24 protein-coding genes and 1 pseudogene are annotated in these 24,630 nt (G+C 72.5%); 10 read left to right on the top strand and 15 right to left on the bottom strand.

Annotated elements, in window-relative coordinates; translation table 11 throughout:
* Positions 1–270: 270 nt before the first annotated feature.
* Positions 271–474, top strand: a complete 204-nt coding sequence (locus OG875_RS00765; RefSeq protein ID WP_330172242.1) for a cold-shock protein — start codon at positions 271–273, stop codon at positions 472–474.
* Positions 475–560: 86 nt separating this feature from the next.
* Here the strand turns inward: OG875_RS00765 and OG875_RS00760 are convergent, their stop codons facing one another.
* Positions 561–905, bottom strand: a complete 345-nt coding sequence (locus tag OG875_RS00760) for a PRC-barrel domain containing protein (RefSeq protein WP_330172241.1) — start codon at positions 903–905, stop codon at positions 561–563.
* 290 nt (positions 906–1,195) lie between these two features.
* Between OG875_RS00760 and OG875_RS00755 the strand changes: the two genes are divergently transcribed.
* The 3 genes from OG875_RS00755 (at position 1,196) to OG875_RS00745 (ending at position 2,315) form a co-directional block, all read left to right on the top strand.
* Entirely contained in the window at positions 1,196–1,375 is a 180-nt protein-coding gene (locus OG875_RS00755) for a CsbD family protein (protein ID WP_330172240.1), read from the top strand.
* Between the two features lie 161 nt (positions 1,376–1,536).
* A complete protein-coding gene (locus OG875_RS00750; protein ID WP_330172239.1) occupies positions 1,537–1,932 on the top strand; it encodes a phage holin family protein in 396 nt (131 codons plus the stop codon).
* A complete protein-coding gene (locus OG875_RS00745) occupies positions 1,929–2,315 on the top strand; it encodes a DUF3618 domain-containing protein (RefSeq protein WP_330172238.1) in 387 nt (128 codons plus the stop codon). The genes OG875_RS00750 and OG875_RS00745 overlap by 4 nt, the downstream gene beginning before the upstream one ends.
* A gap of 195 nt (positions 2,316–2,510) precedes the next feature.
* Here the strand turns inward: OG875_RS00745 and OG875_RS00740 are convergent, their stop codons facing one another.
* Positions 2,511–2,939 (bottom strand): SRPBCC family protein, encoded by a 429-nt coding sequence (locus OG875_RS00740; protein ID WP_330172237.1) that lies wholly within the window; start codon positions 2,937–2,939, stop codon positions 2,511–2,513.
* Positions 2,940–3,211: 272 nt separating this feature from the next.
* On the opposite strand from OG875_RS00740, the gene OG875_RS00735 reads away from it, so the two are divergent.
* Together OG875_RS00735 and OG875_RS00730 are read left to right on the top strand one after the other, a co-directional pair.
* On the top strand, positions 3,212–4,879 hold the full coding sequence (locus OG875_RS00735; RefSeq protein ID WP_443079231.1) for a glycoside hydrolase family 13 protein: 1,668 nt from the start codon (positions 3,212–3,214) through the stop codon (positions 4,877–4,879).
* Between the two features lie 333 nt (positions 4,880–5,212).
* Positions 5,213–6,151 (top strand): PRC and DUF2382 domain-containing protein, encoded by a 939-nt coding sequence (locus OG875_RS00730; RefSeq protein ID WP_330172235.1) that lies wholly within the window; start codon positions 5,213–5,215, stop codon positions 6,149–6,151.
* A gap of 105 nt (positions 6,152–6,256) precedes the next feature.
* On the opposite strand, the gene OG875_RS00725 is transcribed toward OG875_RS00730, so the two are convergent.
* The 4 genes from OG875_RS00725 to OG875_RS00710 form a co-directional block, all read right to left on the bottom strand.
* Entirely contained in the window at positions 6,257–7,711 is a 1,455-nt protein-coding gene (locus tag OG875_RS00725; RefSeq protein WP_330177546.1) for a rhamnulokinase, read from the bottom strand.
* Positions 7,712–7,831: 120 nt separating this feature from the next.
* Entirely contained in the window at positions 7,832–9,889 is a 2,058-nt protein-coding gene (locus OG875_RS00720) for a bifunctional aldolase/short-chain dehydrogenase (protein WP_330172234.1), read from the bottom strand.
* 154 nt (positions 9,890–10,043) lie between these two features.
* A complete protein-coding gene (locus tag OG875_RS00715) occupies positions 10,044–10,877 on the bottom strand; it encodes a nucleotidyltransferase domain-containing protein (RefSeq protein WP_330172233.1) in 834 nt (277 codons plus the stop codon).
* Between the two features lie 136 nt (positions 10,878–11,013).
* Entirely contained in the window at positions 11,014–12,855 is a 1,842-nt protein-coding gene (locus OG875_RS00710; protein ID WP_330172232.1) for a hypothetical protein, read from the bottom strand.
* Positions 12,856–13,210: 355 nt separating this feature from the next.
* Here OG875_RS00710 and OG875_RS00705 point away from each other — a divergent pair.
* Together OG875_RS00705 and OG875_RS00700 are read left to right on the top strand one after the other, a co-directional pair.
* Positions 13,211–13,606, top strand: a pseudogene (locus OG875_RS00705) (hypothetical protein); the annotation flags it as partial.
* A 408-nt stretch (positions 13,607–14,014) separates the two neighbouring features.
* Positions 14,015–14,419, top strand: a complete 405-nt coding sequence (locus tag OG875_RS00700) for a nitroreductase family deazaflavin-dependent oxidoreductase (protein ID WP_330172231.1) — start codon at positions 14,015–14,017, stop codon at positions 14,417–14,419.
* A gap of 140 nt (positions 14,420–14,559) precedes the next feature.
* Here the strand turns inward: OG875_RS00700 and OG875_RS00695 are convergent, their stop codons facing one another.
* On the bottom strand, positions 14,560–15,447 hold the full coding sequence (locus tag OG875_RS00695; RefSeq protein WP_330172230.1) for an LLM class F420-dependent oxidoreductase: 888 nt from the start codon (positions 15,445–15,447) through the stop codon (positions 14,560–14,562).
* Positions 15,448–15,623: 176 nt separating this feature from the next.
* On the opposite strand from OG875_RS00695, the gene OG875_RS00690 reads away from it, so the two are divergent.
* Positions 15,624–16,571 (top strand): FkbM family methyltransferase, encoded by a 948-nt coding sequence (locus tag OG875_RS00690; RefSeq protein ID WP_330172229.1) that lies wholly within the window; start codon positions 15,624–15,626, stop codon positions 16,569–16,571.
* Between the two features lie 142 nt (positions 16,572–16,713).
* Here the strand turns inward: OG875_RS00690 and OG875_RS00685 are convergent, their stop codons facing one another.
* From OG875_RS00685 to OG875_RS00670, 4 genes are all read right to left on the bottom strand, one after another.
* On the bottom strand, positions 16,714–17,052 hold the full coding sequence (locus OG875_RS00685) for a hypothetical protein (RefSeq protein WP_330172228.1): 339 nt from the start codon (positions 17,050–17,052) through the stop codon (positions 16,714–16,716).
* A gap of 206 nt (positions 17,053–17,258) precedes the next feature.
* Complete coding sequence (locus tag OG875_RS00680) at positions 17,259–18,449, bottom strand: S8 family peptidase (RefSeq protein ID WP_330172227.1); 1,191 nt, start codon at positions 18,447–18,449, stop codon at positions 17,259–17,261.
* 204 nt (positions 18,450–18,653) lie between these two features.
* Positions 18,654–19,808, bottom strand: a complete 1,155-nt coding sequence (gene metX / locus OG875_RS00675; protein WP_330177545.1) for a homoserine O-acetyltransferase MetX — start codon at positions 19,806–19,808, stop codon at positions 18,654–18,656.
* Complete coding sequence (locus OG875_RS00670; RefSeq protein WP_330172226.1) at positions 19,805–21,166, bottom strand: bifunctional o-acetylhomoserine/o-acetylserine sulfhydrylase; 1,362 nt, start codon at positions 21,164–21,166, stop codon at positions 19,805–19,807. Before OG875_RS00670 ends, metX begins: the two co-directional genes overlap by 4 nt.
* Positions 21,167–21,425: 259 nt before the next feature.
* On the opposite strand from OG875_RS00670, the gene OG875_RS00665 reads away from it, so the two are divergent.
* A complete protein-coding gene (locus OG875_RS00665; RefSeq protein ID WP_330177544.1) occupies positions 21,426–21,914 on the top strand; it encodes a beta-class carbonic anhydrase in 489 nt (162 codons plus the stop codon).
* 59 nt (positions 21,915–21,973) lie between these two features.
* Here the strand turns inward: OG875_RS00665 and OG875_RS00660 are convergent, their stop codons facing one another.
* The 4 genes from OG875_RS00660 to OG875_RS00645 form a co-directional block, all read right to left on the bottom strand.
* On the bottom strand, positions 21,974–22,873 hold the full coding sequence (locus OG875_RS00660) for an alpha/beta fold hydrolase (protein ID WP_330172225.1): 900 nt from the start codon (positions 22,871–22,873) through the stop codon (positions 21,974–21,976).
* 133 nt (positions 22,874–23,006) lie between these two features.
* The gene (locus tag OG875_RS00655) at positions 23,007–23,381 is read right to left on the bottom strand and encodes an MmcQ/YjbR family DNA-binding protein (RefSeq protein ID WP_330172224.1); all 375 of its coding nucleotides are present in this window, start codon (positions 23,379–23,381) and stop codon (positions 23,007–23,009) included.
* Positions 23,374–24,042 carry a DNA polymerase ligase N-terminal domain-containing protein gene (locus OG875_RS00650; protein ID WP_330172223.1) on the bottom strand — a complete coding sequence of 223 codons (669 nt, stop codon included), beginning with the start codon at positions 24,040–24,042 and terminating at the stop codon, positions 23,374–23,376. Before OG875_RS00650 ends, OG875_RS00655 begins: the two co-directional genes overlap by 8 nt.
* Complete coding sequence (locus tag OG875_RS00645) at positions 24,039–24,506, bottom strand: DUF5709 domain-containing protein (RefSeq protein ID WP_330172222.1); 468 nt, start codon at positions 24,504–24,506, stop codon at positions 24,039–24,041. Before OG875_RS00645 ends, OG875_RS00650 begins: the two co-directional genes overlap by 4 nt.
* Positions 24,507–24,630: the final 124 nt, after the last annotated feature.

Below are 24,630 nucleotides of genomic sequence, written 5' to 3'. Positions count from 1 at the left end.
ACGCTTCCCTCTCACGGGGGACATAACGCGGCGCGCGAGGCCGTGTCACTGCACTGTGCGGGTGTTGTCGTGCGTCACGCGTGATCGTTTCTGTGGTCTGGAGGCGAGGAGACGTGTAGCGTCAGCCGCAGCTGTCGTGGTTCCGAAGTACTCAGTCGCCCGTGATCACAGTCGCGGGCGATTCGGCTGTTCAACGTCTCTGAGGGCCAGGGCGATCACCTCCGGTTTCCCGCACGGTGCGGGGACCGTAATGAGTCCTTTGGAGGACACATGGCCAGCGGTACCGTCAAGTGGTTCAACTCGGAAAAAGGCTTCGGATTCATCGAGCAGGACGGCGGCGGCCCCGACGTCTTCGCCCACTACTCCAACATCGCCACCCAGGGCTTCCGTGAGCTCACGGAGGGCCAGAAGGTGACCTTCGAGGTCACCCAGGGTCAGAAGGGCCCCCAGGCGGAGAACATCGTCCCCGCCTGAGGACGCCCCACCCGGCGGCACCACGTGTCGACCGCACCCGCGCCCCGGCAGCGTCCTGCCGGGGCGCCGGTGTGTCCGACGGCGTGTCAGGAAGTCGTGACCAGCGAGGTGTAGTACGTGCTCAGGGCGCCCAGGTAGGCGGGGTCCCGCGTGTCGTGATCACGCTCGAACACCGGAGCGCCCTTGACGGTCGACTTCGTACAGCCGACCTGGATCAGCCGCCCGGCCGGATCGATCGAGGTCACCAGCCCGGCGGGAATGACCAGACTCTTCCCGAAGACCCACATCCCGGTGTCCACCACCAGGTGTTCGAACGGCGAGCCCTCGGACTGTCTGTCCACGCTGCCCACCGTTCCGTCGGTCGCATGCACGCTGTAGCCGGTGAGGTCCATACCCGGTACGTGGCCCGACTCGACCGCGAATACCCACATGTCACCCATCCCGGCCCTCACTCCCGTTCGACTGTCGCGACGAGATCGCCGCTCACCGTGCACTTGCCCCCTGGGCCCACCCAGCAACCACGCCGGGTTCAGCAAGGTGTTACCCGCCGGCCCGGCGACGGGGCTTGCGTCCGGGCGGACGTGACGGCGCGTCGGGCCGGGCGCCGGCCCGGGGAAATGGCCCGGGAATCGGCGTGTTCGGGCGGGGCGATGTTTGGCCGCCGTGTCGAGGGTCACACGCATGGCGTCCACCGAAAGCCGGACCGAAGGATGTGAGCGACATGACCGACAAGAAGAACCCGAAGACCGAGGCGCGGATCGAACACGCCAAGGGCAAGGCCAAGGAGACGGCCGGACGCGCCGTGGGCAACGAGCAGTTGGAGGCCGAGGGCCGCGTCGAGCAGGCCAAGAGCGATGCCCGTATGGCCAAGGAGAAGGCCAAGGACACCTTCAGGCACTGACGTCCGAGGAGCCGACGGCCCGAGGACCTGGTGACCTGGTGACGGCTCCGGGCTCGGGCCGCCCGGCGCGGGCGCCTCGACCATCGGCCGCCCGCAGAGGTCCGCCCACCCACCGGCCGCCCCGGCGGCCCACCCGCCGACCCCTTGGAGGCGATTCGACCGTGAGTCCGCAGACCGAGAAGTCCGCGGCCGAGCTGGTTCAGCAGACCTCGGAGCAACTCTCCGCACTCGTCAGGGAGGAGCTCCGGCTCGCGACCGCCGAGATGAAGGAGAAGGGCAGAAGAGCCGGCCGGGGCGGCGGGCTCTTCGGAGGCGCGGCGCTCGTCGGCGCCCTCGCCCTCCAGGCGCTGGTGGTGACCGTGATCGCGGCCCTCGCCCTGGTCGTGCCGGTCTGGGTCTCGGCGCTGATCGTGACGGCCGTGCTGGCCCTGATCGCCGCCGTACTCGCGGGGCGGGGACGGCGGGAGACCCGGCAGGCCACACCGCTGGCGCCGGAACAGACGGCGGAGAGCGTCAAGGCCGACATCGAGGAAATCAAGGAGAGGGCGCACCGATGAACGAGAAGCCGCACGAACCTGACCGGGCCGAGGCCGACACGGTCGCCGGTGCCAGGCACCGGGTCGAGGAAGCGCGCGAACGGCTCGGCGACACGGTCGGGCAGCTCGCCGAGAAGGCCGACGTCAAGAGCCGTACGCAGGAGAAGGCCGCCGAGGTGCGCGGCCAGGTCGTGGTGGCCGGCCGGCAGATCCGCGACCAGGTCAGGGAGCACACGCCGGACCGGGTGCGGGACGCCGCGGCGAAGGCGGCGGTGGCCGGCAAGGACGTGGCCACGAAGGCGGCCGGGACCGGCCGGAGCCATCCCCGGCCGCTGCTGGTCGCCGGGGGAGTGGCGGGGGCGGCCTTCCTCGTCATGCGGGCCCGCCGGCGCCGGAAGTCCTGACCGCCCCGCGTCGAGGGGCCCCGCGCCCCGTGCCGAAGAGTCCCGCCCGGACACCGTCCGGGCGGGACTCTTCGGTGTGTACGGGTCGGTGCGTACGGGGGTGGGTGCGGCGCTCCGGCGGTGCTGTACGGCTCCGCCCGGCGAGGGCGCGGCGGCGGCCCCGGACCCGTCCGGAGCACGCCGCCCCCGACGGTGTCAGAGAACCGCCGCCTCACGCTCGGCCATCCGCCGGAACTCCTCGAGGTCGTACGTGGCCAGCGCCGAGTCCAGATTGGTCAGCGCGCCCAGACGTTCCACGAACCCCTGCGGGTCGTACTCGATCTGGAGCGTCACCCGGCTCTCCGTCGCGCTGATCCGGTGAAAGGTGACCACCCCCGCGTGGTGGACCCCCTCGGTGGTCCGCCACGCGATGCGGTTCTCGGGCACGACCTCCGTGAGTTCCGCCACAAAGCTCTTGTCGGCGCCCGGCAGCGAGACCTGCCAGGCGAACAGCGCGCTGTCGATGCGCTCCACGTGCTTGACGTGACTGAGGAAGGAAGGCCAGCGCTCGACGTCCTGCCACAGGGCCCAGCTCACCGCCACCGGGGCCTTGATGTCGACGGCTTCGATCAGTGAGGACGTCATGGAATTCTCCTCCTGCGGTGGGGGACGACTGCGTCTGTCCTCCGCTACCCGCCCGGCGGCCTTTCACCGCCCGCGCTCCCGCCGCAGCCCCGGCCCCCCGGTCCCGGCGGCCCCTCCCGCACCGCCGAGCGGCCGGTTCACGGACCGGAGCCGGACGATGGCAGGGTTGTCCCCCGTATGACGCACCATGGGTCGAACGGAACACTCGCGGCACTCGCGACCCACCCGCCACCCGCACGACCGACCGAAGCTCAGCACGAGAGGCACCCGTGATCCCGAACATCCCCGACACCCCCCACCCCCACCTGTCACGGCCCGCCTCCGACTGGTGGCGTGAGGCCGTCGTCTACCAGGTGTACGTCCCGAGCTTCGCCGACGCGGACGGCGACGGCATCGGCGACCTCCGGGGGATCACGGACCGGCTCGACCACCTCGCCGGTCTCGGCGTCGACGCGTTGTGGCTCACCCCCTTCTACCCCTCGCCCTGGACCGACGCCGGCTACGACGTCTCCGACTACCGGGGCGTCGACCCCCGCCACGGCACCCTGGACGACTTCCGCGGTCTCGTGGACCGCGCCCACGGCCTCGGCCTCAAGGTCATCGTGGACGTCGTGCCCAACCACTGCTCCGACCGGCACCCCTGGTTCGTGGAGGCCCTCGCCGCCCCGCCCGGCTCCCCGGCCAGGGACCGCTTCCTCTTCCGCGAGGGGCGGGGCCCGGACGGGGAGCTGCCGCCCGCCGACTGGAAGTCGAAGTTCGGCGGCGGCGCCTGGACCCGGGTGCCGGACGGCCAGTGGTACATGCACATATTCTCGGCCGAGCAGCCCGACCTGAACTGGGAGAACTCGGACGTCCTGGCCGACTTCGAGGGAATCCTGCGCTTCTGGCTCGACCTGGGGGCGGACGGCTTCCGCGTCGACGTCGCCCACGGCCTGCGCAAGGACCTCGTCGAACCGCTGCGGGACACCGGCGGACGCGACTCGGCCTCCCTCAACTCCCCGCCCGAGGGGGAGGACCACCCCTTCTGGGACCGCGACGAGGTCCATGACATCTACCGGGCCTGGCGGAAGATCATCGACTCCTACGCGCCTCCCCGGATCGCCGTTGCCGAGGCGGGCGTCAGCTCGGCCCGGCTGCCCCTCTACACCCGGCCCGACGAACTCCACCAGGCGTTCAACTTCTTCCATCTGCGCTGTCCCTGGGACGCCGAGGAATTCCGCCAGGTCATCGACACCTCCCTCGACGGAGCCCGCGCGGTCGGCACCCTCCCCACCTGGGTGCTCTCCAACCACGACGTCGTACGCCACCGCACCCGCTACGCCCTGCCCCAGGGCATCGACTACCGGGCCTGGCTCTCCGGCGGCGGCACCGACCCCGCGCCGGACGAGGCCCTCGGCCACCGGCGGGCCCGCGCCGCCGCGCTCCTGACGCTCGCCCTGCCCGGCAGCGCCTACCTCTACCAGGGCGAGGAACTCGGGCTCCCCGAGGTCTCCGACCTGCCCGACGACGCGCTGCGCGACCCCATGTGGGAGCGGACCGGACGCACCACCAAGGGCCGCGACGGCTGCCGCGTCCCGCTGCCGTGGACCCGCGCGGGCGCCAGCCACGGCTTCGGACCGGGCGGCAGCTGGCTCCCCCAGCCGGAGGGCTGGGGCGCTCACGCGGTGGAGGTCCAGACCGGCCGGCCGGACTCCTTCCTGGAGCTGTACCGCACCGCCCTGGCCGTGCGCACCCGCTTCCGGGGCGACGAGTCCTTCTCCTGGCTGCCCGCCCGCGAGGGTGAACTGGCCTTCCGCAAGGGCCGGTTCGAATGCCGGCTCAATCTGTCCGGGCGCTCCCTGCCGCTGCCGGACGGTGAGCTGCTGCTCGCCAGCGACAGCCCGGAGGGCGGTCTGATCGCCCCCGACACCGCCGTGTGGACAGCGGTGACCGGCGGCTGACCGGCTCGGCAGCGGGCGCCCCCTTCCGTCGTGGCGGGCCTTCCGCCCTGCGGTCGTACGACCCCGGTGGTACCTTCCGTGTCCACGCCCCTACAACGCGTGACCGTCGGCTGGTGCTCCCGTGGGCGGGTCACCCGAATGGGTGAATCAGCTCGCCGATTCGCGGGAAGCCCAGCAGAGCGCGTGCGGCGCCCCTTTGTCCCCCGGACGGGTCAAAGGGGCGCTTTTCCTGGTTGCCGCCTCCCGTCAGCAGGTGCCGCATGGAATTACGCGAGTCAGACGACGCGCGGGGATACCGGACCCCGCCGGCTCGCCGCCAAGGAGTGATCACTGATGGCAGCCGATGATGTCTTCCACCACGTGGGCGAGCTCACGGGTCTGACCGCCTACGACGCCGCCGGGGAGAAGATAGGCAGTGTCGAGCAGGCGTACCTGGACAACGAGACGGGCCGCGCGGAGTGGGTGACGGTCAAGACCGGCATGTTCGGCATGAAGGAGTCCTTCGTCCCGCTGGACGGGGCCACCAAGGACGACAACGGTGTGCACATCCCGCACACCAAGGAAATGGTCAAGGGCGCCCCCCGCATGGACGCCGACGAGCACCTCGACGTCGGCCAGGAGCAGGAGCTGTACGACCACTACGGCCTCACCCGCCCCAGTGGGCGCAGCGGGTCCCCCGGCATGAGCCCGGCTCCCGGCACACCGGCGGCCAAGGGCTCCACCGACGGCCGTGAGGGCATGACCGGACGGGAAGGCATGAGCGGCGACGGCGCGCGCGGCCGGGCCGACGCCATGGACCCGGCGGCCACCACCGGCCGGGCCGGCATGGCCAAGGACACCCCGGCCACCGGTCGCGCCGACGACGACATGGTGCGTTCCGAGGAGCGGCTGCGGGTCGGGACCGAGGAGCACGAGTCGGGCCGGGCGCGGCTGCGGAAGGTCGTGGTGACGGAGAACGTCACGACCACGGTGCCGATCACCCACGAGGAGGTCCGCATCGTGCGCGAGCCCATCAAGCCGGGGGAGAGCACCACCGGCCGGTCCCCGATGGGCAACGCCGAGACCGAGGTGATCCTGCACGCCGAGGAGGCGGTCATCCGCAAGGAGCCCGTCGCGGTGGAGCGGGTGCGGATGGAGACCGAGAAGGTCACCGAACAGAAGGAGGTCTCGGCCGACGTCCGCAAGGAGCGGGTCGAGTTCGTCGCCCCCGGCCAGGAGGACAAGGGCCGGGGCGACCGGGGACACGGCGGCGGCCGCGGCCCCAGCCACTGAGCGGTCCCCCGGAACGGCGTTCCGGGGCGGTACGGGCACGGCGTGGGCCCACCGGCCGAACCGGTGGGCCCACGCCGTGCCCGGACTCCCTCCCCACGAGCGCGATCACCCCAGCCCCACCCGTTCCGCCGCCGCCGACCACGCGCGGGCGTCGCCCCCCGGCTCGTACCGGCGCAGCGGCTGCGTGGCGGCGATCAGCCGGCGCAGGGCGGCACGGTCGCCCACGAGGCCCTGGGCGCGGGCCTGCACCAGGATGTTGCCGAGCGCCGTGGCCTCCGCCGGGCCCGCCACCACCGGCAGGCCCGTGGCGTCCGCCGTCAGCCGGCAGAGCAGTTCGTTGCGGCTGCCGCCGCCCACCAGGTGCACCACCCGGATGTCGGTGCCGGACAGCTCCGCCGCCGTCCGCAGCGCGGCCCGGTGCGCCAGCGCCAGACTCTCCAGGACACAGCGGACCGTCGCCGCCCGGTCGACGGGCGGTCGCTGGCCGGTGCGCGCGCAGTACGCCGCGATACGGGCCGGCATGTCGCCCGGCGCCAGGAACGACGGGTCGTCCGGGTCGACCAGCGCGGCGAACGGCCGTGATCCGTCCGCCTGTTCCAGCAGCGGCCCCAGCTCGGCGGGCTGCCCCCGGTCCGCCCACGTCCGCAGGCTCTCCGACAGCAGCCAGAGCCCCATCACATTGCGCAGGAAGCGGTAACTGCCGTCCAGCCCCAGCTCGTTGGTGAAGTTCGCGGCCCGTGACGCCTCGGTGATCACCGGCGCGGCCAGCTCCAGCCCGGCCAGCGACCAGGTACCGCACGAGACGTACGCGAAGCCCGGCCCCGTCGCCGGCACGCCCGCCACCGCAGACGCCGTGTCGTGCGAGGCCACGGCGGTGACCGGTGTCGACTCCGGCAGCCCGGTCTCGGCCGCCACGTACGGCAGCAGCGTCCCCGCCGCGTCCCCCGGCCGCCGGAGCGGCGGGAACAGACCCCGGTCGATGCCCAGCCGGTCCATCAGCGCCCCCGACCACTCACCCGCCCGCGCGTCGAAGAGACCCGTGGTGGACGCGTTGGTGGCTTCCGCGCCGACGCTGCCGGTGAGCCAGTGCGTCAGCAGATCCGGGATCATCAACAGCGTTCTCGCCACGCCCAGTTGGGCACTTCCGGCAGCCGCCGTGAGCTGGAGGACCGTGTTGAACGGCAGATGCTGCAACCCGGTGATCCGGTACAGCTCGTCGGCCGGGACCCTCGACCGGACCCGCTCGGCCATCCCCTCGGTCCGGCCGTCCCGGTAGTGGTGCGGATTGCCCAGCAGCTGCCCGTCCGCGTCCAGCAGCCCGTAGTCGACCGCCCAGCTGTCGATCCCGATCGACGCCACGTCGTACGCGCGGGCCGCCCGGCCCAGTCCGTCGAGCACGCCCCGGTGGAGCCCCAGCACGTCCCACCGCAGGCTTCCCGGCAGCCGCACCGGCCGGTTCGCGAAGCGGTGCACCTCGGTCAGCTCCAGCGTCCGGCCACCGTCCCGGCCACGCCGACCGGTCCCGTCCGCCCGTCCCGAACCGCCCACGCGCCCCGCCATCACCCGCCCGCTGGACGCGCCCAGATCCACGGCGAGGAAGACCGCGTCGGCGCCCGCGCGCCGCTCCCCGGAACCGGCTGTTCCGATGCCGTACGACACCACGGACCCCGCCCTCCCGGCTCAGCGCAGGAACGCCGCGGCCACACCCGCGTCGACGGGAACGAGCAGACCGGTCGTGTGCGTGAGGTCCCCGCCGGTCAGGGCGAACACCGCGTTCGCCACATGCTCCGGCAGCACCTCCCGCCCCAGCAGGGTCCGCCGGGCGTAGAACGCGCCCAGCTCCTCCTCCGGCACCCCGTACACCGCCGCCCGCTTCGCCCCCCACCCGGCCGCGAAGATCCCCGAACCGCGCACCACGCCGTCCGGGTTGACACCGTTGACCCGGATCCCGTGCTCGCCCAACTCGGCCGCCAGCAGCCGCACCTGGTGCGCCTGGTCCGCCTTCGTCGCCGCGTAGGCGATGTTGTGGGGACCCGCGACCACCGCGTTCTTCGACGCGATGTACACGATGTCGCCCCCCAGACCCTGAGCCGACATCACCCGCGCCGCCTCCCGCGACACCAGGAACGAGCCGCGCGCCATGATGTCGTGCTGGAGGTCCCAGTCCCGCGCCGTCGTCTCCAGCAGTGGCTTCGAGATCGAGATGCCCGCGTTGTTGACGACCAGGTCCACCCCGCCGAAGGCGAGCACCGCCGCGCGGAAAGCGGCGGTGATCGCCTCCTCGTCCGTCACGTCGACCGTGACCGCCGACGCCCGGTCCGGGCCGCCCAGTTCGTCCGCGACCCGCGCCGCGCTCTCCGCGTCGACATCCGCGACGACCACGCACGCGCCCTCGGCCGCCAGCCGGTGCGCGATCGCCCGCCCGATGCCCGACCCGCCGCCGGTCACCAGTGCCACCCGCGCGGCCAGCGGACGCGGCGCCGGCATCCGCCGGAGCTTCGCCTCCTCCAGCGCCCAGTACTCGATGCGGAACTTCTCCGACTCGCCGATCGGCGCGTACGAGGACACGGCCTCCGCGCCCCGCATCACCTGGATCGCGTTGAGGTAGAACTCGCCCGCCACCCGCGCCGTCTGCTTGTCCGCCCCGTAGGAGAACATGCCCACGCCGGGCACCAGCACGATCGCCGGGTCCGCCCCGCGCATCGCCGGGGAGTCCGCGTCGGCGTGCCGCTCGTAGTACGCGGCGTACTGGGCGCGGTACTCCTCGTGCAGCCGCGCCAGCCGCTCCGTCACCTCGTCGAGCGGCGCGGACGCGGGCAGGTCGAGGACCATCGGCCGTACCTTCGTACGGAGGAAGTGGTCCGGGCACGAGGTGCCGAGGGCCGCGAGGCGCGGGTGTTCGGCGCGGGCCAGGAAGTCCAGCACGGGCGCGCTGTCCGTGAAGTGACCCACCCGCCGCTGGTCCGCGGAGGCCAGCCCGCGCAGGACGGGGCCCAACGCGGCGGCGCGCGCCCGCCGTTCGGCCTCGGGCAGCGGGCCGTACCCGTCCAGGAGCGGGCCGAACGGGTCGGGCCTGCCGCGCTTCGCCAGGAACGCCTCGGCCTCGCGGATGATGCTCAGCGAGTTCTCCTCGCACTCCCGCGAGGTCTCGCCCCAGGCGGTGATGCCGTGGCCGCCCAGCACACAGCCGATCGCCCGCGGGTGGTTCCTGCGCACCGCGGCGATGTCCAGGCCGAGCTGGAAGCCGGGACGGCGCCAGTCCACCCACGCCACGCGCTCGCCGAAGCACTCCGCGGTCAGTGCCTCGCCGTCGGCCGCGCAGGCGAGCGCGATGCCGGAGTCCGGATGCAGATGATCGACGTGTGCGGCGTCCACCAGGCCGTGCATGGCGGTGTCGATGGAGGGCGCCGCGCCGCCCCTGCCGTGCAGACAGTGGTCGAACGCGGCCACCATCTCGTCCTCGCGTTCCACGCCCGGATACACCTCGGCGAGGGCCCGCAGCCGGTCCAGCCGGAGCACGGCCAGACCCGGCTCGGTGAGCGTGCCCAGATCCCCGCCGGACCCCTTCACCCACATCAGTTCGGTGTCCGCGCCGCTCACCGGATCGGGAGCAAGTCCCTTGGCGGAGGTGTTGCCGCCCGCGTAGTTGGTGTTGCGCGGGTCCGCCCCCAACCGGTTTGAGCGCGCGAGGAGTTCGTCGGCCGGCGAGGTCGCGGAGGTGTCGGGGGAGGGCGTCATCAAGCGGCTTCCTTCGCTCCCAGATCGATGAATGAATCGATTCATCGAGACGGTAGGCGGCGCCCCGGACGCGTGTCAAGGCCGGGTGGGCCGCCGGACGGGGGACCCGGCGACGGGCCCCGCGCCGGTCCGCGTACCACCGCGCCGCACCGGGTCAGCGGCTCCGCGCGGTCAGCAACTCGGCGATCTCGTCGTGCAGTCGGTACGGCAGCCGGGTGCCCCAGCGCTCCGCCGCCTCGGCGGCCAGCTCCCGGCTCCACCGCCAGCCCTCCCGCGCCGCCGCGCGAAGCTCCTCCGGCCCCGCCCCGCCGGTCGTCGCCAGATGACGGGCCACATCGGCCGCCGGAAGGTCCCGCTCCAGCGCGCGGCTCGGGGTGAGCCAGTGGGCCGTGGAGCCGCGCAGCAGCCGGCACAGCTTCAGCTGGAGCGGCGACACGACCGCGTGCAGCAGGTTGTGGGCACGCGCGTTCTCACCCCGCGCCCGCACATGCGCCAGCATCAGCGTCCAGTTGGCGAGCTCGTCGCACAACTCCTGTGCCGTGGCGACCGGTTCGGGCGGCCGGAAGGTGGCGAGCCGCCGCGCGACGGCGGTCAGCCGCCCGCTGCGGTCCAGCAGCACGGCGGAGCCGGGGTCGGGCAGATGGACCTTCCCCTGCCAGGACGCGACGAGGTCGATGCCCGTCCCCGCCGGATCGACATGGAACTCCCCGCGCATCAGGTCGTCGAAGACGACGGCGAGGACGCCGTGGGTGTTGAGGTGGGCGAGCCTGAGCGGCGCCAGCCGGGCCACGAACTCCGGCCCGTCGAAGCGGTCGGCGTCCGCGTCCCGTACGAACAGGCAGGCGTCGATGTCGGAGTGCTCGTCCGACTCGCCCAGGGTCCACGACCCGTACAACAGGACGCCCTCCAGCCGTGGTTCGGCCTCGGCGATCTCACGCAGCCGCTCCACGCGGCGGTTCAGGACGGGGGACGGCGATACGTACGACACGGGGCTTGTTCTCCCTGGGAGTTGACGGCACACGAACGCGGCCCGGCGGCTGCCGGGCGGCAGGTGGTGGTCACGGACCACGCTCGTGTGCTCAGCTCATTCCCATGCCGTGGATCCTACGGGAGGGCCCGCCGCGCTACCGGGTCAGCGACTCCAGCGGGTCCAGCGGGACGATGGGGTCCAGCGGGTCGAACGGGCTCGGGTCCAGCGGGCTCGTCTCGACCACGTAACTGCAGTACGTGTACGAGTACCCGGGATCGATCGACATGCCGTCGGCGGTGCTGGTGACCTCGTCGGCCGCCGTCCCGGAGTGCTTGAGGAGGAAGTGGTAGTCGCCCACGGGCAGCCGCAGCGTCTTCTTCGGGAAGTTCTTGCCGGAGCCCTTGCAGGCGCGGTCGGCGGCGTCGTAACTGGTGTAGTTCTCGCAGCCCCCGCACGCCTTGATCTTGACGGTGCCCGTCACGGGCCCGGTGTAGAGGATCTCGACCGCGTCCGACGAGTCATTGCTGATCACCACCTCAAGCCGGGCGCCGCCGGGCGCGCTCGCGGGCGGGAGCCGCTTGCCGGCCGCCGCCCGCTCCGTGGCGATCTCGGCGGCGATCGCGATGTCCCGCGCGCGGTCCTTGCGGGCGCTGTCCTTGTAGGTGGACCCGAACGAGGTCAGGGTCTCCAGGGCCTCGTCGAACTGCTTGTCCTTGAACTGGTCCACCCCGCAGGAGTAGGTCCCCGACTCGACGGCCGACGCCGCGCTCTTCTTCAGCGCCACGGTGTCCGTCTCGAAGGAGTCGACCAGGACGGCGATGCTCCGCAACTGCGCGGTGGTGGCGCAGGGATCGGTTCCGCCCAGTTCACCGGTGCGCTGCTCGATGGCGGCGGAGACGGCCGGCCCGACCTCGGCCGCCTGCGCCGAGTCCGGGAAGGTGGCGAGGAGTTCGGCCAGATCGGTGCCGTTCGTGCCCGCTTGGCCCGGGGCCAGCCCCAGCTTCCCGCACTCCAGGAGGGAGGTGGCCAACGGCGTGTCGGGCCAGGTGGTCAGCTTGCCGAGCAGCTTCCTGTCGACCGTGTCGGGCACGTCACGCAGATAGGCCAGGGCGTCGACGGCGTCGCAGTACTCCTTCTCTGCGTACGGGACGGAGACCGCGTCGTAGAACGCCTCCAGCCGCTCGGGCACGAGCCTGCCCGCCCTCGAATCCCCCTCCTTCTCGCCGAGTTCACGGTAGACGCCGAGGGCGGAGGTGAACCCCACCCTCTTGGCGTTGTTCGTTCCCCCGCTCGCGCGTGTCGCCTCGACCTTCCGGTCGGCCTCGGCGAGCCGGCCGAGCAGCATCCGCTCGACGGCCTCCTGGCGCGCGGCCTCGTAGGCGACGGCCCCGCCCACCGGCAGGGCGAGCAGGACCAGTGCCAGGGCGACGGCCACGGCGGGCGGCAGGGCCGGGAGCAGCAGCGGCGGTCGCGGCGCCGGGACCCGGGCGCGTCGCGCCCCGTCGACGGCGGCGCCGACCAGCACCAGGAGGTACAGCAGGACCAGCGGGCCGGGCGCGCCGTCGGTGTCGGCGGGCAGCAGGAGGAACAGGAACAGCCCGGTCACGGCCAGGGCGAGGACGAGCCGCAGCCGGTCGCGGAGCAGGGCGTAACCGAGCCCGAGACCCGTGAGGTTGAGCAGCGCGACGGCGGCCACCCGGGCGGGCGCGGTCGGCGGCCCGACGGGCGTCGGGGGTGCGGCCGGCCGGGGCGGTTCCCCGGGCGGGGGAGGTCCGAGGGCGAACGGCCCGCCGGGCGGCGGCGGGGCGACCGGCGGCCGGGCCGGCGGTACGACGGGCGGTAAGGCGGGCGACTGCGGGGCCGGGGGTCCGGCCGGCCTCGGCGGCGGTACGGCGTCACGGGGTTCCCCGGGTCCCGTGTCCGCGCTCGTCACGTCCTGCGGGGCGGAGTCGCCCGCTTCCGGCCCCGTCCCCTTCTCGTCACTGTCTCTCCCCATCGCCCTGCTCCCCCTGGTGTCCGATTCCGCAGCGTTTCGCTGCTACTTCACAGAGTGAACGTCAAGGTCGTCGCGGTGCAAGGCGGTCGGTGGACATCCCCCGGGCGGGCCGGGGCCGCGCGGGGGATGTCCCGGGGACCGACATTCTGCCGGGAGAAGGATTAACACCGTGAAAGTCTGGCCAGAATGATGCCGTGACAGTGCGTCGGCGAACCAGATAATAAAACGTCGGGGCGCTCCCGGACGATCATTCATTCCTTGCTCCGGAATCGCCCCGTCCCGCGCACTCGAACACTCGGCATTATGTTCCGGGCCACCCACCCGGTCTCCGCTGAACGGCGCGAGGAGAGCGGCCGTGCACGACGAATTCCTGTGCCATGTCACCGCCTACGGAGTCAGTGGCGGTCAGCGTATAGGCGTCCCCCTGGGAACGTATCGCGCACCCACTCTGTCACTTGCACTGTGGTGGTTACGGGACCGGGCGACCTGGATTGCGGAACGCCTCGATCCGAGCCCCGACAACAGCGCCTTTCCCGCGCGGGCGCTGGCCCCACTGGCCGACAACGTGCCCGATGTTCCCCAGATGCTGCGCGCCTGGCGTGACAATCGGGACCATCAGGACCGGGTCGCGGAACATCTGGCGGCGGGTCATCTCATTCGGGTCGCCACCCACGACGAAACCACGGAATACGAACTTCTCGCGGAATCCGTGGACGCCCTGCGGATGGACCGGGCCAGCCCCTCGCTGCTCGACGAGGTGGATATCAACGACGGATACGCCGACGGCGGCCTGCGTCCGCCGGCCCGTGTCGCGTCCGGGCATGCCTACGAGGACGCATACGGTTCCCCGTACGCATATGTGAAGTCGCCGGAAGTCGTCGGCAAATGGCATACCTGGGACGGCGCCGTCGCCGACACGTTACAACTCGGAAGATTTCCTTATTGACCACGGAATCACCACATCGGAATACCCAATTCCGGGTCCGGCGCCGACTTCTGTCGTACCGGGCGAACCCGCGCCGGTCGCGCGGCGCGCGGCGTCCGCCGTACAACCGCCCCCGGGGCCAAGGACGTTGCTACGGTCGGACGCGCACAGGTCCGGGCGGATCCCCGTGGGGGGACGCGACGGGCGGAGCGTGAACCGGAAAGGGGACGGCACATGCTGTTCGGCAAAGAGCACGTCGAGCGCTACCAGGAGACCGACGGCGAGGTGGGCCACGAGTGGGAGAACGGCACGACCACGCTGATCCTCACCACCACCGGCCGTAAGAGCGGCGAACAGCGCAGCACCCCGCTCATCTACCTGACCCACGGCGACGGCCTGCTCGTCGTGGCCTCCAAGGGCGGCGCGGACGCGCCCCCGCTCTGGTATCTCAACATCCAGGCGGACCCCGAGGTCCATGTCCAGGTGAAGGGCGACCGCTTCACCGCCCGCGCGCGCACCGCGACCCCGGAGGAGAAGCCGGAGATGTGGCGGCGGATGGCCGAGGTCTGGCCCGCGTACGACGAGTACCAGACCAAGACGGACCGGGAGATCCCCGTCGTCGTGCTGGAGCGCGTCTGACCGCTCTCCGCGTACCGCGCGCCGGCCGCCCACGGCAGCCGGCGCGTTCCTCTTCTCACGGAGCGGTACGGGCCCGTTCGCTTACGTGAAGCCGCCCGCACCCGCCATGTCCGTTTGCGGGCGGCGTCGGTGACGGTCCGTCAGCCGCGCGGGGCCAGCTCCAGCGCCGACGCCAGCGTGCGCCACTCGGCGAGCGGCAGACGGTCGCCCCGGTCGCCCGTCAGCACCTGGAGCGCCACATGATCGGCGCCCGCCTCCAGGTACCGGCCGACCCGGTCACGCACCGTCCCGGCGTCCCCCAGCGCGAAGAGCGCGTCCAGCAGCCGGTCACTGCCGCCGTCCGCGAAGTCGCCCTCACGGAAGCCGAGCCGCAGCAGATTGTCGGTGTAGTTGGGCAGCCCGAGGTACATCGCCAGCCCGTCGCGCGCGACGGCGCGCGCCCGGTCGAGGTCCGTGTCGAGCACGACGCCGAGCTCCGGGGCGAGCAGCGCGTCCGGACCGAGTGCCGCGCGGGCCTCGGCGGTGTGCTCCACGGTGACGAGATACGGATGCGCGCCCACCGCGCGCCCGGCGGCGAGCTTCAGCATCCTCGGGCCGAGCGCGGCGAGGACCCGCTGCCCGCCGGGCACCGGGTCGGGCGCGGCGTCCAGGGCGTCGAGGTACTCGACCATGGCGGAGTACGGCCGGGCGTAGCGCGGGGTGAACCCGGCGTGGCTGACGCCCAGCCCGAGGACGAAACGGCCGCCCGTGTCCCGCTGGATCCGCGCCGTCCGCTCGGCGACCTCCGGAGCCGTGTGCTCCCAGATGCTGAGAATGCCGGTCGCGACCGTGAGGCGGCTGCTCGCCGCGAGGACGGGGAGGACCTGGTCGAGCGAGGGGCTGCCGCCGATCCAGACCGTGCCGTAGCCGAGCGCGTCGAGCTCGGCGACCGCCGCCGAGGCCGCCGCGAGACCGGCGGGATCCGAGGGGTGCAGGGCGGAACTCCAGATACCGATCCTGCCGAACCGTGCGTGGGTGTCGTTGGCCATGGGGGGACGCTAACCCGCGCCCCGGGCCGTCACCCCGTCTTTCCGTCGGCGCGCCCGGGGAGCGGCCCGGCCGGGACGGGATGGTTCGCTCCCCGTTCATCACCTCAACACTCCGTGCTCACCCGATGTCGACAGCATCGCCCTACCCCTGGTCGCCCGCACATCCAAGGAGCCCCGTGAAGATCCTCCGCAAGATCTCGTCAAGCGTGAGTCCCGGGAAGGCAGGGCCGGGCCGGCCGGACGCCGCGCGTGCCGGCACCCGGATCCGCGATCTCGACGAGACGAACCGGCGGACGGAGCGGGAGGCGGCGCGGGTCAGGCCCGTCAGCACGTCCGACATCCTCACCAAGCACCGCAAGGGCTTTCCGTACTTCGGCTGGACCGAGATCGAGTCCGAGCACTGCCCGCCGTTCGTCATGTTCTGCGCGAACGACGAGGCCGTCGCGCTCGACACCGTGTGGAACGGCCGCTTCGGTTACGAGTCGGCCAGCCTGGGGCACTGGAGCCGGCTGGCCGCCGGCAGCCGTACGGTCGTCGACGTCGGCGCGCACGTCGGCTACTACGCGATGATCGCGGCCCTCGCGGCGCCCGGGGCGAAGGTGCACGCCTTCGAGCCGGTGCCGCCGATCCACGCCCGGCTGGCCGTCAACCACCGGGCCAACGGTCTGAAGAACCTCGAACTGCACCAGAACGGGGTGTCGGACCACATGGGCATCGCCGACATCAACATCCGCTTCCCGCTGTCGAACCTGCTGTCCACCGGCTCCTCGCTGGAGGAGTTCACCAAGCCGGTGGCGAGCGCGTTCACGACCCGGGTCCGGCTCGTCACCGTCGACGGGGTCATGGGGGACACCCCCGTGGACCTGATCAAGATCGATGTCGAGGGGCATGAGCCGAGCGTCCTGGCCGGGGCCCGGCGCGTCATCGAGCGCGACCGGCCCGTCATCATTCTCGAAGCCCTGCACAAGTCCCTGCTGAGCAAGCTCACCGAACCCTTCGAAGGGCTCGACTACACCTTCCGCTGGATCTCCGAGTCGAACGGCGATCTGGTGCCGATCACGGGCGACCGCCCCCACAAGAGCCGCAACCTGATCTTCACACCGAACGAGCGGGAGTACGCCTGACCCCCGGGCCCGCCCCCGGCACGGTGGTGACATGGCGCCGCCCCGGCACGGGCGTGTCGCTCGTGGCGGGGCGGCTGTCGACGGGGTCCGCACGGCTCGGCCGCGGGGACCCCGCCGGTCCTGGGTCCGGCGGGTCAGCCGGTCAGCTGAAGACGACCGAACGGACCTTCAGCCGCTCGGAGGCGTGGCCCCCGTTGGGCCGGAGGCTGAAGTGCGGGCCCTCGCAGTCGACGCCCGCGAACACGGTCGCCGTGGCGTTCGTGTGGTTGCGGGGGCTGTGTGCCGGTGCCCCGTCCCTGACCTCGGGCAGCGTGATGCACTCGCGGCTCTGCGGGTCCATCAGGCCCGCGATCCGCTCCATGCCGGCCTGGTTGAGGTGCTGGTAGGTGAAGGCACCCTCGGCCGCGCCGGCCGAGGACGGCAGGGTGATGACGAGGGCGAGAGCGCCGACGGTGGCAGCGACACTGGTACGAAGTCGCACAGAACACTCCTATGGTGCGGGTGGGGTGGAACAGGTCGCCGAAAGACTGTCCCGCCCCGCGCGCATGTTCTCCGGGCGGGGCTGTCGATCCCTCGAACAGCGGCTGCTGAATCGCTTCTTCATGGGCCGTGCGGGTGCCGCCCGCATCTGCCGCCCGTGGTTCCCGCCGCCCCCGGCCGTACCGCCCGGCCGGCGGCGCCGTCCCGTCAGAGCCCGTCGGTGAACAGCAGCCGGTTCGGCGAACCCTCGGTGACGGAGGACAGCCGGTCCTCGACGGCCGCGGCGTCGAGCCGGCGGGCCAGCTCCTCGGCGGTGGCGTCCGGGTGCTCGGCCTTGTGGAGCGCGGCCACGCCCGCGACATGGGGAGAGGCCATCGACGTGCCGTCGAGCGGGGTGCTGCCGCCGCCCAGCCTGGCCGACACGATGGCGGCGCCCGGCGCGTACAGCGACAGGCACTCGCCGTGGTTGGAGAAGCTCGTCTGCCTGTCCGTCCGGTCGGTCGCGCCGACCGTCACGACCCCCTTGGCCGAGGCCGGCGAGACCGTACAGGCGTCGACCCCGTCGTTGCCTGCGGCCAGCACCGGCAGCACACCCTTCCTCGCCAGCGCGGTCGCCGCGGTGTTCACGGCGACGGACTTCGGGCCGCCGAGCGAGCCGTTGAGGACCGCGGGCTGCTTCGCGTGGCCGGCGATCCAGTCGAAGCCCGCCAGGATGCCGGACCACGCGCCCCTGCCCTTGCAGTCCAGGACGCGGACGCTCACCAGGTCGGCCTCGGGGGCCACGCCGTACGTTCGGCCGGCCACGGTGCCCGCCACATGGGTGCCGTGCCCCTGGCAGTCCGCGCCGTCACGGCCGTCCCCGACGGCGTCGTAACCCGGCTTCGCCCGCCCGCCGAACTCCTCGTGGCCGTACTCGATGCCCGTGTCGACGATGTACGCGGTGACGCCCTTGCCGGTGCCCTTCGCGGTGTACCGGCCGTCCAGCGGCAGCGCCTCCTGGTCGATCCGGTCCAGACCCCAGGACGAGGCCGGGACGCGGCTGTTCGACGGGGCGCTCTCCAGCGCCTTGATCTCGGAGTCCTCCTCGACGGCGGTCACGCCGGGCGTCGCCCGGACGGTGCGGAGCTGGAGGGCGCTGAGGTCGGCGGCGAAACCGCGCAGCACGCTCGTGTACGTGAACAGGGGCTTCACCCCCGCGCGGTTGAGCAGCGTGTTCGCGTCGAACGCGGCGTCGATGGAGACGATGTAGCGGTCGCCCAGCGGGGCCGCCGAGCGGTGCAGGGGCGCGAGGTGGGGCTGTGCCGAGGCGGGTCCCGCCGTGCTGGGCAGCGGACCGGCCGCCATCACCAACGCGCTCGTCGTGACCAGGAACGTGCTGAGTTTCAGGCGATTTTTCATGAAAGATACTCAAACATGATCGGATTATCTTGATCGGCAGGCTGGGCGGTGGTTCACCCGACCAGATCGCCCGATCGATCGCCCCGGCCCGCCGACCGCCGCCCCCGACCGCCCACCCGTCGCCGGAACGGCCCGCCCGGACGGAACCCGCCCGTCACCCCCGTGCCGACGAGGCCCCGCCCGCCGCCGTACCGCCCCACCCGCTCAGAGCCGCCCCAGCAACTCCTCCACCAGTGCGCCGACCTGCCCCGTCTCGATCAGGAAACCGTCGTGCCCGTACGGCGACCCGACGATCCGCAGCCCGTCGGCCCCGGGTATCGCCGCCGCCAACTCGGCCTGCTGCGACGGCGGATAGAGCCGGTCCGAGTCGACCCCGGCGACGATCGCCGGCATCCGGACCCGGCTCAGCGCCGCGCGCGTCCCGCCGCGCCCCCGCCCCACGTCGTGCCCGTTCATCGCCTCGGTGAGCACCACATAGCTGCCCGCGTCGAACCGGCGCACCAGTTTGTCCGCGTGATGGTCCAGATACGACTGCACCTGATAGCGCCCGCCCCGCCGGGGATCCTCGCCCGACTGCGCCCCGCCGCCGAACCGGGCCGCCAGTTCCGGCTCGCTGCGGTACGTCACATGGGCGATCCGGCGCGCCACCCCGAGCCCGTGGTGCGGACCGCCGCCCGGCCCGGCACGGTGGTAACGACCGCCCCGCCAGTCCGGATCGGAGCGGATCGCCTCGATCTGTACGGTGCCCCAGGCGATCTGCTCCGCCGACGCCGCCGCCGGGCACGCCAGGACCAGCAGCGATCCCGTACGCTCCGGTCTGCCCACCGCCCATTCCAGCGCCCGCATCCCGCCCATGGAGCCGCCGACGACCGCGGCCCAGCGCCCGACGCCGAGCGCGTCGGCCAGCCGGGCCTCGGCGGCGACCTGGTCACGCTGGGTCAGGTACGGGAACGACGGCCCCCACGGCGCCCCGTCCGGCCCGGCGGACGAGGGCCCCGTCGTGCCCTGGCAGCCGCCCAGCACATTGGGCGCGACCACGAACCACCGCCGGGTGTCGAACGGCCTGCCGGGGCCGACCAGCTCGTCCCACCAGCCGGCCGTCGGATGCCCCGGACCGGCGGGACCGGCGACATGGCTGTCCCCGGTCAGCGCGTGCAGCACCAGCACGGCGTTCGACCCGTCGGCCGCGAGCCGCCCCCACGTCTCGTACGCGATCCGTACCCCGGGCAGCGACCCGCCGCCCTCCAGCGGCAGCGGCTCCGCCGACGTCAGCCAGGCGCGGCGACCCGGCGGATCCCCCTCCCGCCAGGCCCCGGTGGCCGGCGGGAGGGGGAGCTCGGTCGCCCTCGTGGTGCTCAGGACGCGGCCTTGGCGGCGCGGAACCCCGTCTCCAGGTCGGCCTTCAGATCGTCCACGTACTCCAGCCCGACCGAGAGCCGCACCAGGCCGGGCGAGGTGCCCGTGGCGGCCAGTTGCTCCTCGTCCAGCTGGCTGTGGGTGGTCGACGCCGGGTGGATGATCAGGCTCCGTACGTCACCGATGTTCGCCAGATGGCTGAACAGCTCCACCGCGTCCACGAACCGCTTGCCCGCCTCGACACCGTCGCGCAGTTCGAAGGAGAGGACCGCGCCGGCGCCGCGCGGCAGATAGCGCCCGGCCGCCGAGTGCCAGCGGCTGGACTCCAGACCCGGGTAGTGCACCGCGGCGACCTCGTCGCGCCGCTCCAGCCAGCGCGCCAGCTCCAGGGCGTTGGAGGTGTGGCGCTCGACCCGCAGGCTCAGCGTCTCGACACCCTGGAGCAGCAGGAAGGCGGAGTGCGGCGAGAGCGCCGGGCCGAGGTCGCGCAGCAGCTGCACCCGCAGCTTGACGGCGAAGGCGCCCGGCCCGAGGTCCGGCCAGTAACGCAGCCCGTGGTAGCTCGGGTCCGGGGTGTGGAAGTCCGCGAACCGCTCGCTGTGCGCGCCGAAGTCGAAGGTCCCGGCGTCGACCACCACACCCCCGATGGTGGTGCCGTGGCCGCCGAGGAACTTGGTCGCCGAGTGCACGACGATGTCCGCGCCGTGCTCGATCGGGCGCAGAAGATACGGCGTGGGCACCGTGTTGTCCACGATGAGCGGCACCCCGGCCCCGTGGGCCGCGTCGGCGACCGCCCGGACGTCGAGGACGTTGCCGCGCGGGTTGCCGAGGGTCTCGGCGAACAGCGCCTTGGTGTTCGGGCGTACGGCGGCGCTCCAGGCGTCGATGTCGTCCGGGTCGTCGACGAAGGACACCTCGATCCCGAAGCGGGGGAGGGTGTGGCGCAGCAGGTTGTAGGTCCCGCCGTACAGAGAGGTGCTGGAGACGATGTGGTCGCCGGCGCGGGCCAGGTTGAGGATCGCGAGGGTCTCGGCGGCCTGGCCGGAGGCCAGTGCCACGGCGGCGACGCCGCCCTCCAGCGCGGCGATCCGCTGCTCGAAGACGTCCTGCGTGGGGTTGTGGATACGGGTGTAGATGTTGCCGGGCTCGGCCAGCGAGAAGAGGTCCGCGGCGTGCTGGGTGTCCCGGAAGACGAAGGACGTCGTCTGGTAGATCGGCACGGCGCGGGCGCCGGTCGCCGGATCGGGCCCGGCACCCGCGTGGATCTGCTTGGTCTCGAAGGACCAGGCGGCGCCGGGGTCCTGTCGGGAGACGTCGTCGGGCGTGTGTCCGGCGGTGACGGAGTCGACGGGCTGGCTCATGGGTGACGGCCTCGCACGGAAGAGGGGGCTGATGGGGCGCCGCGGCGGGCGGACCGACGCGTTCTCCTGGACGGTAAAGGCGTTCCGGCGGGACGGGAAGCGCGCCGCGTGAATGGCCACGAAGCTGAAATGCTCCGGCAACACACGCCCTTTGTTGCCGGAGTATTGCGAAACGGTGGAGAGCCGGTCCGACGCTTCCCATGTTCGAATTTCAGCCCTTTACCGTCATTCCGTCATCGACTGTGAAAGTGGGTTTGTCATGTCCGTAACCGACGAGATTCTCGCCGGCAACGCGCGCTACGCCGAGGCGTTCACGGGACCGCTCCCGGCGGCTCCGTCCCGTGGTCTGGCCGTGGTGGCCTGCATGGACGCGCGGCTGGACGTCTACCGCATTCTCGGGCTCAGGAAGGGTGAGGCGCATGTCATCAGGAACGCCGGGGGAGCGGTCACCGACGACACGATCCGCTCCCTGGCGGTCAGCCAGCGGGAGCTGATGACGCGGAGAATCATCCTGATCCATCACACCGAGTGCGGAATGATGACGATCACCGACGATCATTTCAAACGTGAGATCGAAAATGAGACGGGAATCCGTCCCGAATGGGCGGTGGAGGCCTTCACGGATCTGGAGCAGGAGGTGCGCCAGTCCATTCGTCGGATCACCGCCAATCCTTTCATTCCGCACACCGACGCGATTCGCGGATTTGTTTTCGACGTGCGGACGGGTTGTCTCAACGAAGTGAAGTAGTCCGAACCCCGTCCGCGTGAAGGAGGCCCGGGATCACGTCCGGGTGAAGTGATCCGGGGTCATGTCCGGTCGGTGTGCGCGAGGATCGCGGGGATCGCGGTGTCCCACACCCGGGCCGGCGGGGGCTCGTGACCGGCCCCGTCCAGCACGACCAGCCGGGCACCGGGAATCCCCTCGGCCAGCGCCCGCCCGTGGCCGAGGGGGAAGAACGGATCGTCGGTGCCGTGCAGCACCAGCGTCGGCGCGGCCACGTCGGCCAGCCGGACCGTGACCGGGTCCTCGGCCTCCGGGAGGATCCAGTGGTTCTTCATCGCCGCCTCGATGTCCGTGCTGCGGTCGACGATCCGGCCCGCCCGCTCCCGCGCCGCCTCCTCGTCGAGCGGCGCCGCCCCGCCGAGCAGCCGCTCCCCCTCGACCAGGTACGCGATCACGGCCGCGCGGTCCGACCAGTCCGGATCGGGCGCCGGATCGGTGAACACCGCGCGCACGCGCTCGGCCGGGGGCGGCAGTTCGGCCTCGGTGGGACCCGCCGGGCTGGTGGCCACGAGGGTGAGCGACGCGACGCGCTCGGGACGCGCCACGGCCAGACACTGCGCGAGACCCCCGCCCATGGAGACGCCCACCAGATGGGCCCGGCCCACCTCCAGCGCGTCGAGCAGACCGGTCACGTCCGCCATCAGGTCGGCGAAGGTGTAGTCGGGGGCGCCCGCCGGGCAGGTGACCGAGCGGCCGGTGTCGCGCTGGTCGTAGCGGACGACATACCGGCCGCCCGCCGCGATCCGGGCACAGAACTCCTCGTCCCAGCCGTCCATCGAACTCGTCGCGCCGCCGATCAGCAGGACGGCCGGGTCGGCGGGGTCGCCGAAGGTCTGGACGCACAGCTGTACGCCGTTGGCCTCGACCGGACGGGGCGCGGTACGGGGCACGTCGGCCGGGGGGACGGTGGCGTCGGGGGTCATCGGTGGCTCCTGTGGGTGCGGAGATCGGTCGCTGCGGTACGCCTGTACGACCGCCCGGCGCCCCGTAACTCATCGGTCGCACGCCGGCGCGCCCGTTGTCCCTGTTCGCGGCAGGTCGTGCGCCGGTCGCCGGTCAGTGCTCGAAGGACTCCGCGAGGTCCGCCGGGGCCGCCTGCTTCCACGAGTCGACCAGGATGTCGTACAGCTCGCTCTCGTCCTCCAGCGCGCCCAGCCGGGCCCGTACCCAGGAGGAGCCCGCCTCGTGCGGCGGCACCCAGAACTTGTGGGGCTCCGCCGCGATCAGTTCCGTACGCTCCAGCCTCGGGCAGCGGACCGCGAACGACGTCCCCTCGTCGGGCACCGTGACGAACATCCTTCCCGCCACGTGGAACGTCGGTATGGACCACAGTTCCCGCTCCACCGTTCGCGGCAGGGACAGGGCGATACGGCGGACGTCGCCGGCGTCGAGACCCGGGCCGGCCGCCGGGTCGGGTGGGGCGTCAAGCATGGTCGTTGCCTTCGGATCGGTGAACGCGACGGCTCCCATGATCCGGCATCGCACGCCCCGGCGTACCCCCTTCCACCTGGCGAAGTGTCCGGCCGGTCCGTACCGAGCGGGCCCGGCGCGGGTCGGGGGTGGCGCGTGCGCCGCGCGTACTGCCCGTCCCGGTCCGCTTCACCAGCAGCCACGCCTCCTCGGACGACCCGTCCCCGCCGCCGCGGAACCGGGTGAGCGCGAACGCGCCGCGCAGCTTGTGCCCGTCCAGCCGGAACGAGGCGTGCCCCCGGGCCAGGGCGGCGGCGAAGGCAGCGGGGCCCTCGGCCCCGAGCGGCCGGTAGGTCCCCTCGTCCCAGACGATGACCGGGCCCGCCCCGTACTCCCCGGCGGCGATGACGCCCTCGTACTCCCGGTACTCCAGCGGGTGGTCCTCGGTGGGCACCGCCAGCCGCTTGTCACCGGGGTCGGTCGACGGGCCCCTCGGCACGGCCCAGGACTTGAGAACGCCGTCGACCTCCAGCCGGAAGTCGAAGTGCGTCCGGCGGGCGTCATGGATCTGGACCACGAACGACAGCGCGTCCGAGGGACCGCTCCGCCCGCCGCGCGGCTCGTCGGTGGTGTCGAACCGGCGCCGCCCGTGATACCGCTCCAGCCGGTCCCGCTCCGTCACGGGGACGTGTCCTCGTCCGGGGAGAGGTGCACGGCGGCCTCCTCGGCCGACGCGGCGCCGCCGTCGATCCCCACGTCGCGGGCGCTCACGTCCGAGTGCCGCCGGGGCGCGATGTCGATCACCGGCTCCAGCCGTCCGGCCCGCTCCCCGCCGGTCTGCGCGTCCCTCGGCTCGCCCTCTCCGCCGGGTACGTCCCCGACACCGTCGCCCGTCTCCGGGGCCACGTCGGGGACCTCCTGGTCGAGCCGCTGGTCCAGCGACTCGCCCGCGCGCTGCTCCGCGCCGGTGGTGCCGTACTTGGTCACGCCGAGCGGACGTTCCGGCGGGGAGTACCCCTCCGTCATCATCTCGTCCAGTCCGCGCTCGTCCATCACGTTCTCCAGGTCGAGATCGTCGGAGGGGCCGTTGTCCACGTCCGAGTTCTCGGGCTGGTACACGTCGTCGCCCCGTGCCTCGTCGGCCATGACTCGATCCTTTCCCAGGGAGGGCTCCCGCCCGCGTCCTGGCGGCGCGCCATGGGGAACACGACCGGAGACCTTCAGAATACGCCCGATATGTCCCCCGGGTCGGTCCGGCGGTCGGTCCGGC

The organism is Streptomyces sp. NBC_01498, assembly GCF_036327775.1.
Taxonomy (GTDB): Bacteria; Actinomycetota; Actinomycetes; order Streptomycetales; family Streptomycetaceae; genus Streptomyces.
Note: the sequence above shows the minus strand (reverse complement) of the source record. Positions and strands in the feature narration are given on the sequence as shown.